Source organism: Neolewinella persica DSM 23188 (genome assembly GCF_000373105.1).
In the GTDB taxonomy this organism is placed as follows: domain Bacteria; phylum Bacteroidota; class Bacteroidia; order Chitinophagales; family Saprospiraceae; genus Neolewinella; species Neolewinella persica.
On record NZ_KB890414.1, the window covers coordinates 210,563 to 220,447 of the forward strand.

The window sequence follows — 9,885 nt, forward strand, 5'->3', positions numbered from 1 at the left end:
TGTTGCAGGGGTTTCAAGCAAAAAATTGTCCGAACGAGCAGAGCGAGCTGCCTCATGGGGTGACTGCAACTACTGCAACGCGCCGAAGGCGCCCTGCAACGAGAGCGTAAGCGACCTATGCTACAAGGAGCGAAGCGACTGGCACGCGAAGCGCCCCTAATATTCAAACGACAGTTGCTCGCTAGGATACTCAAACAGGTTATTTGTCTTGATCAGCCGGGCGACCTTTTCAGGCACCAGTTTTTCCCAACCGGGCTCACCGGATTTGATCAGATTAAGCACGTCACGGGAGTAAATGTGAAGGTTTTCGGGGTGGAAATTATTGATGTCTGCGATCTGCCCGCTATCGAGCAGGTGCTTGTACAAGAACTTTACGCCTTCGGGGATGGGGACGTTTTGAGCCGTCATAAGATCGGCAGATCCCTCCTGCTGTGCAGGATACACGAACAGCTTTACGTTGCGGGTAAAAATTTCTCCGAAGGCGGCCAGCAGCCGCCCGTCCTGGTTATCGCGGAAGCGTTCGGAGATAAGCTGCAGGAGCTCATTGACCCCGAGAACAATTCCTACGGGGTTGACCTTGTAGAGGCTCAGGTAGTTTATGAGGTCAGAGTAGCGGCCATAATTTGAAATGACGACGGTTTGCCCCAGGGCGTTCAGCAAGGTTGCCCGGTGCAGGAAGTCACGTTCGTTCATCTCTGCGCTGTGCTGAAGGTTATCGAGGGTCAATTCTGTGAGCAGGAAGGTTTTGCTCGGATCAACCGTACTGGACTCCCGAAACTGCTTATAACCGGCCCTGAGCATGTCCTCATTGACCAGCGTGATCGGTCGGAAACTGCCACGCACCACCATGACCGATTTGCGGTAGAGAAATTCACTGGGATGAATGCTCCTGCCTTGAGGGTCGAACATGGTGATGTCCGTCAGGCCATGTTTTACCAACCACAGGCTGAGCAGGCGGTTATCGACGGTGAAATTGGCACCTTCCAGCACGATCATGTCGATCGAAATACGCCCTTTGAGGCTGTCCAGCAGGCTCAGAATGAGCGTCTCCGGATCTTTGTGGTAATGGTAGGCGGCGTAAATCATGTTGACGCCGAGAATACCGATGGCTTGTTGCTGTAGCTGGTTGTCGTTATCGAGCATCCGGACGTGTAGCAACAGGTCATTATGGGTGCTATCGGTCGGATCAAGCTGAAACCGGAGGCCCATCCACCCATCTCCGGGGATAGTTCGGGAATAGTTGATGGCAGCGATGGTATCAGCGAAGACAAAGAAATTTGTCTCCGGCTTATCGTGGCGTAAGCGGTCTACCATGAGCTCATACTCATGATCCATCATTTTGTGGATACGGCTTTCGCAGACGTACCGACCGCTGGGTTCAACACCATAAATCTGATCGGAGTAAACCTTATCGTAGGCACTCATTGTTTTCGCAATCGTTCCCGCAGCAGCACCCACCTGAAAGAAATAACGGGCGACCTCCTGACCGGCACCAATCTCGGCAAAAGTGCCATAAATATTGGGATTCAGGTTGATTTCCAGGGCCTTTTGATCGGTTTCGAGAAGTTGACGCATGTTGGTGGTGTTGGACTGTTGGTCTATTGGTCTGTTGGTGCTATTGGTCTGTTGGTCCCGGCCCAATAGACCAATAGCACCAATAGAGCAACAGCACCAACAAAGGGGCGCGGACGCAGGATGCAAGGTACGGATAAAAGGAGCAAGGGGGGAGGACCTTGTTTACGGTTTGGCAACCTTGCTTTTCAATCTTCTTTGCACCTGCGTTCGCGCCAAATCGATCGCTAACAGTACTCTTCCATCCAGCTTCGTCGAGTTCTCATCCCAACTAATCGAGGATTATTTGCCACGTTTATGTTTGATCCTAAATTTAGGGAAACAAGACAATTAAAACACCCCGATTATGAAATTCAACACCAAGCAAATCCTTCTCGCAGCCACCACCGTAGTATTACTGTTAATGGCCGCACTATTTAATCCTTTTTCGGTCAATGACCAGGGCTACAGAACAGTAGTACAGGGCATTACGGGAAATGAATTCATCCAATTTGAGCCCGGCATGTATTGGGCCGGTTTCTTCAGCAAAACCACTGAATACGCCGACGTAGTTACTGTTCAGGTGGAACGCCCGGAGAAGCGGAAGTCAGACATCAGTTACTTCTCGGAGCCCATCCGTTGTCAGTTTGCTGATGGTACTTACGCCAACCAAGTAGGTTACTCCGTAAAGTGGAAGCTCCCCAACAATGAGGAGCGGATGCTGGCCATACATAAGGACTACCGGGAGCAGAGCCGCCTCGCCGCCAGCCTGGCCGACTACTCAAAAGAATGCGCCAACTACTCCTTTCAGTTGATGGACTCTGAGAAGCACTACAGCGGAGGTAAGTCAGAACTGGCCGAAGCCTTTAAGTACCAATTACGCAATGGTCAGTACATCATTGAGCAGCACGAGGAGATGCGTATCGATTCCATCAGTGGAGAGAAGATCCGCAGCTACGAGAATACGCCAAGGAAGAACGCCGATGGTAGTTTCGCCCTTGCCAAGAGCGACGTACAGCAGTACGAGATCGTGCCCAACTTCGTAGCGATAACGCTTGTGGAGTACGAAACTGTGGTAAACGAGAAGCTGAAGGCCAAGGTAGAGCAGAGCACCCGTGAGGCCATCGCCAAGCAGGAGTTGGTCACCGCTCAGCAGGAGGCCCTCACCGCCGAGATGCGTGGTCGCCAGAAAGTGGCCGAAGTCCGCGCTACCGAGGAAGCCGCTAAGATTGAAGCGGAGATCCGTGCTCAGGCTCAAACGGCCGTGAGTAAGGAGCAGGCGCTTCAGGCAAAGTTCCAGGCCGACAAGGCGCTGGCCGAAGGTCGTGCTTCCGCCGAGGTCGCCCGTCTCAAGGTAAGTGCTGGTCTGTCCCCCCTGGAAAAGGCCCAGATCGAAAAAGAGACCCGCATTGGTGTAGCGGCCGAGTTGGCGAAGGTCAATGTTCCCAGCATCGTGATCGGCGGCTCCGGAAATGGCGCCAACGGCGCCAATCCTATGGATGCCATCGGTATCAACATGCTGATGGAAGTAATGGGCAAACTGCAAAAGAACTAAACCTGAGTTTTGAGTTCATGATAGTTGTGCGATAGTGCGCGGTCGGGAGGAGTCCTGGCCGCGCTTTTTAGCATAGAAAACGGGCGCAGTCCGGCATTTTGCCACACTACGCCCGTATTAAGGGACTGAACAATGGGATTAATTCTTTTTGTTCCTACTTACAAGAATTTTCTATTATAACTGTGTTGGATCATCAACTACCACTAAAATCTCTTCCCCTGCTTCGTTTTCTGTTGGCATGTAGTACACGTCATCCAACTCATAATATTCACTACCATTTACGGTGGTGACATTGTAGCCATCGGGCAAAGAATCTATTTCGGCCCCCATTGGTGCTTCTACTACCTCGTACTCATTATTATTATTTACATAGTAGGTTCCGTAATAGTAGTAATAAGGCCGTGGGCCAACAACGATTTTACGATAACCGACGGGCAACACCCGGATACGGGCCCCATAAGCGGGACGAGAAATCACCCAATTGGTACCACTAGGCCTGTACCAAATACCAGAATAGTAGCGAAACCCAATACCTTGGTGCCGAACAGTGATCGCTTTAGCGTTTACGGTTTTCACCACTGCTCCTCTTTTGGGTAAATGGCGATAATGGTAGTGTACGACCTTCGTTCTTTTGGTTCTTGTTCTATTCGTTCGCACAACGGTGGTATTACCTCTTCTTCCTTTATGAACAACCGTCTTTTTACCGCGCGTCCCTTTATGGATAACAGTTTTTTGGCCTTGTGCTCCTTTATGAATCTTAGTTCTTGCTCGTTGCGCTTCCAGATTATTAGTGCATAGCAGCAGGACAATTAGCATAAATGCGAATGCAAGTATCTTTTTCATAATTACGGTTTTTAATAAGGGGGTTTAGGTAAAGTATTTCAGGGATGTAATTAGACGGGTTGGGGCGAGCCAAACCATCGCACTGACCGGCAGCACTAGAAATACTTACACCGGGTCAACGCGACGATTTGGCTTGCTTACCTACAAGTATTAGTCACACAGCTCTCTGGCGGCACGCCAGTCTGCTACGTTTTCGATACTGATCTGTTCTTCGGTGTCCCGGTTAACGATGGTGATCGGGAAGTTGAGGCTGACATCTACGTCTTCGCCAGCAGCTTCAACAACTGCCCGCCAGGCGGCTCTGCTAACTACGGTAACGGTATTCTGACCGATGCTGAGCGTAACGGGGTAGAGAACGGAATAACAGGGTTCGCGATCATCGTCGTCACCGCGGTCAATGCAAAGGTTGCGGAGGCGGTAGAGTTCACGGTCACCGTTGAGGGTGATCACGCGGTCAGTTTCTGCGAGGGTAACGTTGATCGGATAGACGATGCTTACACCACGGGGACTGAAGGCCTGATTGGCGCGGCGAAATTCCCTCCAGCTATTGACCTCGAAGGTGGTATCACGGCCAACTACGCTAATCGGGTAATTGATGTTGAAGCATGGGCGCGGCTGGTCATCGTCGTTGATGTCGCGGCAAGCACGGTGGAGGCGACGCAGCATTTCGAAACGTCTGATCGTAACTTGAGTTCCGTTGGCCAGTTGGACGTCAAAGGGATACACAAAGTTGGCCTGGATACCAGCACTACGAATGCGACGGTATGCCGCCCGCAGGTCTTCGGCGTCATTCGCCGTGATTACCGTACCATTTCGCAGAACAACCTGCACCGGAAAAACAAAGCGAAAGCAGGGGCGCCGACGCATTTCGACAGGGTCGCTGGTAGTGGGGTCAGGAGGTAGTGCTTCAATGAGAACTTCGGGCATTTCCTCTTCAGTAATGATCTCTGGTGTGATTTCATCCTGGGCGATCTCGTTGTCACAGGCGGTGAAGGTTAACATCAGGCCCAGTGCCAGAAAAAGTAAGCGAATATTTTTTGGGAATACGTACATGGAAAAGCATTTTTGAAATGGTCGGAGGGTTAATTTCCGACCCGTTGGGTTAGCGAATTTCCGCAGGTTATCAGCGGGGTACAAGTTGTTGATCATTCGACTCGTCACCGCCGTTACGGTTCGCTTATTTCAATCCGCAAACTTCATTTTACCCTACCTTACCGAAGAAATTATTTTTAAATTTATTCCTGTGCCAGCTGAAAAAATGGAACCAAATACTCCTGAAGGCGTCTGCAAAGAAGCCGTGTACTACGCTGTTTTTCAGGAAGTTGCCCCTAAACTTCGCAACTTCTCCTATTACCGTACGGGTAGCAAGGAAATTGCTGCAGATATTGTTCAGGACGCCTTTCTGCGGCTGTGGGAGAACTGCGCAAAGGTTTTACCCGACAAAGCCAGTGCCTGGCTTTTCCGGGTAGCGGAAAATATTTTCTTCAAGCAAAAAGAGAAAGAAAAGGTTGTCCGTAAATACGAGTGGCGGATGGCCGGTCCGGAGCCAGCTTACGCCTCCCCGGAAGATGAGTTGCGGGAAAAAGAATTCCAGGAGCAACTGGAAACAGCCATTGCGGGACTCCCCGACGGTGCACGCGAGGTTTTCCTGATGAATAGGATCGATGGTCTGAAATACCGGGAGATTGCGGAACTGCTGAACATCAGTCAGAAGGCGGTGGAAAAGCGGATGCACCGGGCGCTGGTGGAACTGCGCGAACTTCATGCGGGTATTTGATTGGGCTACCGCAAGCAGGTACGCGCTGCCGCTCGTAGCAACGTTTGAAGAATCTGTGCATCCTCAGCGCCTCCCTCTGCGCTGTCCTCCGTGAAAACTTCCTTGTTGCGAAGCAACCCTGAATGCCCTTAATGGTTACCCCTCCCTTTAGTGTTGCTTCTTATTGTCCTTAGTGCCTTAGTGGTTACTCCGGAAAAAACTTTCACCCCCCGAGGTAGGGTAAATCCCTATCTTCGGATTATTACAATGAGCAAGCCTCCTTTACCATGGCCAAACCATCTTATAATGACGACACCTTACTCGCCCGCTGGCTCAGCGGGGAGCTAAGTGCGGCAGAAGAAACCGACTTGAGGCAACGCCCTGAGTTTAAGGACTACGAACGGCTGCTCGGTAATGTAGGCCGGATGAAACCGCCGGAATTTGATGAAGCGGCTGAATTCTCCCGCCTATCCGCAGCCCGCACGGCTCCTCTCTCCGAAAAATTGCACCTGCGTGCGCGCCAAAAAAAGAACAACTCCATAAGAAAAGTCTGGTACGCAGCGGCTGCATCCGTTGCGCTGGCTTGTATGGCCTGGTTCCTTTTGCGTAGTCCCCAACGGGACTTTGAAGTGCTGAATGGAGCAGTATCGCAATTTGCTGAGTTGGAGGACGGTTCCATGATAAAACTTAACGACGGCAGTACCCTTCTTTTCGTTCCAACCGAAGAGGAACGGCTGGCGACCATGGCGGGTGAGGCCTACTTCGAAGTCGAAAAATCCGAAGTTCCCTTCATCGTACGAACCGAGCTTGGGCAAGTTACTGTGGTCGGCACCTCCTTTAATGTGTACAGCCGTGCGGGAAGGATGGCGGTGAGTTGTACCTCCGGGAAAGTACAGGTAAAATTCAACGCCAATCCAAAAGCTTACCTGCTGACTCCTGGGGAATCCGTAAGCATTTACACTTCGGGAGAAGTTACCGAAAGTAAGAACGGAGCAGAGCATCTTGACTGGTTGGAAAACCGTTCGGTATTTGTTGATCGTCCGCTATCCGAAATCCTGGAAGAATTCGAGCGCCAGTATGACCTGGAGGTCGTCCGTACCTCCAAAATGGATCTTGATAAGACCTATGACGTCACTTTCCCTAATGATGACCTGGACCTGGCACTGGAGAACATCCTTAACCCGCTTAAATACACCACATATAATCGGGACGGGGACAAGGTCACCCTCCTGCCCAGATAGCTATTTGGTCAGAAAAATTGATCGACAAACCGATCTATACAACATGCGGTACTTGCTGGTCTTCTTTTGCTTACTTTTTCCACTCGGCAGCTACGCGCAGCCAACGGAAGACCTGCGGCTGACGATTGATTTCAAAGACACTCCATTACTGGACGCCATCACCCATCTAGAAAGAAAATTTGGCCTTATTTTTTCCTTCCCCCGAGAAGAAGTGACTAGTAAAAATGTCAATTGCCACTTCTACAATGCAAGCTGGGAAGAGATCGACCAATGCCTTTTTGCCATTAATACATTGACGGCTAAACGGCTAGATGACGGTTACGTAACCCTTCGTCCAGTGCGTCCGGAAGAAGAAAAAACCTGGAATTTATGCCTGCAAGTCGTTAGCTATGACAACACCGAATTACCCTTCGCCACCATTGGCGTAGCTCGAACGGGGCGGGCAGTAAGCGCGGATGCATCCGGGAAGTTTGTCGGCAAATTACCGGCTGCGTTAACCGACGAAATAACCATTCAGTCGCTCGGGTTCAAGCAGGTCCAATTTGCCGTTGCTGATTTCGTGGGCAAGGGTTGCCCCACCATCACCTTGTCCCCATCTTCGATAGAGTTGGCTTCCGTGGTAATTGCTGAATACCTGACGGACGGGATCACCGCTACGCCAGACGGACGGCAGGTGAACTTTGACCCTGGCCAGGCACCAGCGGTTCCAGGCTTTGCGGGTACCGAAATTACCCGGATGCTGGCTTTACTACCCGGCGTTAACAACATTGGAGAATCTGCCGGCAACCTCAGCATTCGCGGAGGGAGCCGCGACCAGAACCTCGTTTTGTGGGACGGCATCCCCGTCTACTCTTCCGGCCATTACTTCGGGATGATCTCGAACTTCAATGCGGAGTTGGTTGACGACGTCAGTGTGTGGCGGGGGCAGGCGGAGGCCGCCTTCGGCGGTCGGGTATCCGGGGTCATCAAAATCAATACGGATCGAGAGATTACGGAACGCCTCCGGGCCGGTGCCGAGCTTAATTTACTGGGCGTAAATGCCTTTGTAAAAGCGCCACTGATAAAAGGCAAATCTGACCTGCACCTGGGGTACACTGCCTCCATGAACGGATTACTCGAAGCTGCAACCTACCAAAGTTACCGCGCGCAGGTATTCCAGGGGGACGCCTTTGAGAAAATTCTGAATGCAGCGGAAAACGACCTTACGATTACTGAGGACTTCGACTTTAAAGAGTTCAACGGCCGCTGGCAGTACAACTTCAATGATCAACAACAGCTCACCATTAGTGGCTTTCTGCAGCGAGATGATTACGGCTACTTGCTTGGGCGGGTGCCCCGCACTTTCTCGGAAAATATCGAGACAAATAACGCTGGCGCAAGCTTAAACTATGTCCATCGGTTTTCGGAACGTCGACAGTTAAGTATTCAGGCGGCACTGACTGATTTTTCTAATCTTGGGAACACTGGTTTTGTTAACCTCCGGAACGCAATTAGCGAAAACCGGTCCAGTGCCCTGCAGGAAACCTCCATTCGGGTCAATTACGATGTCCCCGTTCGTGATAACGATGTCTTGAAATTGGGCACGCAGTTACAACGATACGGCCATGAACTGGACTTCAGCTTTTCGAATGAACTTGCCGACACTTTAAACCGGGTGTCCGTAACGGACGGATCGGCTGACGCCATTGCCGCCTTCGGCACCTACGTATGGTCTCCCGAAGGGAGCCCCTGGCGGGCAGAGTTTGGGCTACGTATGCAATATTACCAGCCGACCGAAAAGGTCTATCCTGAACCCAGGATCAGTGGGAGCTTCCGGCTTAACGATCAGTGGATCCTCAAGGCCGGTTACGGAGAAAACCACCAATTCCCGCTGGAGATCATCACCTTCGATGCGCAACGGCTGAGCGCCACTACTCCGCTCTGGACTATGGCTGACGGGCAGCGAACACGGGTATTGGCCAGTAAGGAAAGCAGTTTCGGCATCAGCGGCCAACCCAAAGGATGGTTGATCGACCTGGAGTTGTACCACAAGCAGGTCGACGGCTTATCTACGCTGGGGTCCACACTACAAAACGAGGGCTTTCTGCACGGTGATTCCCGAAGCAAAGGCCTGGACCTGCTCATCAAAAAGCGTTGGAAAAACTTTCGCACCTGGGCCATTTATTCCCTTAGTAAAACGGAATGGCGATTCCCTTTCCGGACACGCCCTACGGAACCAGAACCAGGCTATTTCCCAGCCGACAACGACCGGCGCCACCAACTCCGGATCGTGAATACCTATCAGCACAACAACTGGTCCTTTTCATTAGGCTGGCGCATACATTCGGGCAATCGGTATACCGTGCCTGGCCAAATAAGGATCAGCTTTCGTGGAGATGAACGAATTCCACGCATCCAGGAAGAGCCCGGACCATTAAACGATGCGAAACTACCCGCATTTCACCGGCTGGACTTCTCCGCCTTCTACGATTTTACCAGTTCCAAAGATCGTGGGCTGACGGGAAAAATTGGCATCTCTCTGCTCAATCTTTACAATAGAAACAATTCGCTCGGCCGGCAATTTCTCATACAGTACAACCGTGACAAGGATCCACCTGTAGATATTCAACAGGTGGATAAATTGGGGTTGGGATTTACGCCTAATTTGATGGTGAAGGTTGGGTTTTGAAAAAGGATGGGAAACCACTAAGGCATTAAGGGCACTGAGAAGCTACACTAAGGGATAAGGCAAAACCATTAAGGGCACTCAGGTATTAAGAATTTTCCTCGGAGTCGCTACTGGAAAAAGGAGGAATCACTAAGGTATTAAGGGCACTGAGAAGCTACACTAAGGAAGAGCAGGCAAAACCATTAAGGGCACTCAGGCATTAAGAATTTTCCTCGGAGTCGCTATTGGGGAAAGGAGGAACCACTAAGGCATTAAGGGCACTGAGAAGCTA

7 protein-coding genes are annotated in these 9,885 nt (G+C 51.1%); 4 read left to right on the forward strand and 3 right to left on the reverse strand.

Annotated features, from left to right (window positions below; all coding sequences use genetic code 11):
- Positions 1 to 156: 156 nt before the first annotated feature.
- Positions 157 to 1,575, reverse strand: coding sequence for a hypothetical protein (locus B036_RS0102485; protein ID WP_026231603.1), 1,419 nt, complete (start codon positions 1,573 to 1,575; stop codon positions 157 to 159).
- Between the two features lie 343 nt (positions 1,576 to 1,918).
- Between B036_RS0102485 and B036_RS0102490 the strand changes: the two genes are divergently transcribed.
- On the forward strand, positions 1,919 to 3,106 hold the full coding sequence (locus B036_RS0102490) for a flotillin family protein (protein ID WP_020567106.1): 1,188 nt from the start codon (positions 1,919 to 1,921) through the stop codon (positions 3,104 to 3,106).
- Between the two features lie 174 nt (positions 3,107 to 3,280).
- Here B036_RS0102490 and B036_RS33385 read toward each other — a convergent pair whose 3' ends face one another.
- The gene (locus tag B036_RS33385; protein WP_157472004.1) at positions 3,281 to 3,949 is read right to left on the reverse strand and encodes a DUF6515 family protein; all 669 of its coding nucleotides are present in this window, start codon (positions 3,947 to 3,949) and stop codon (positions 3,281 to 3,283) included.
- Positions 3,950 to 4,099: 150 nt separating this feature from the next.
- Entirely contained in the window at positions 4,100 to 5,002 is a 903-nt protein-coding gene (locus B036_RS0102505) for a hypothetical protein (RefSeq protein WP_157472005.1), read from the reverse strand.
- 190 nt (positions 5,003 to 5,192) lie between these two features.
- Here B036_RS0102505 and B036_RS0102510 point away from each other — a divergent pair, with 190 nt between their 5' ends.
- The 3 genes from B036_RS0102510 (at position 5,193) to B036_RS0102520 (ending at position 9,614) form a co-directional block, all read left to right on the forward strand.
- On the forward strand, positions 5,193 to 5,726 hold the full coding sequence (locus tag B036_RS0102510) for an RNA polymerase sigma factor (RefSeq protein ID WP_157472006.1): 534 nt from the start codon (positions 5,193 to 5,195) through the stop codon (positions 5,724 to 5,726).
- A 266-nt stretch (positions 5,727 to 5,992) separates the two neighbouring features.
- Positions 5,993 to 6,946 carry a FecR family protein gene (locus B036_RS0102515; protein WP_020567111.1) on the forward strand — a complete coding sequence of 318 codons (954 nt, stop codon included), beginning with the start codon at positions 5,993 to 5,995 and terminating at the stop codon, positions 6,944 to 6,946.
- A 43-nt stretch (positions 6,947 to 6,989) separates the two neighbouring features.
- Complete coding sequence (locus B036_RS0102520) at positions 6,990 to 9,614, forward strand: TonB-dependent receptor (RefSeq protein WP_020567112.1); 2,625 nt, start codon at positions 6,990 to 6,992, stop codon at positions 9,612 to 9,614.
- The last annotated feature ends 271 nt before the right edge of the window (positions 9,615 to 9,885 follow it).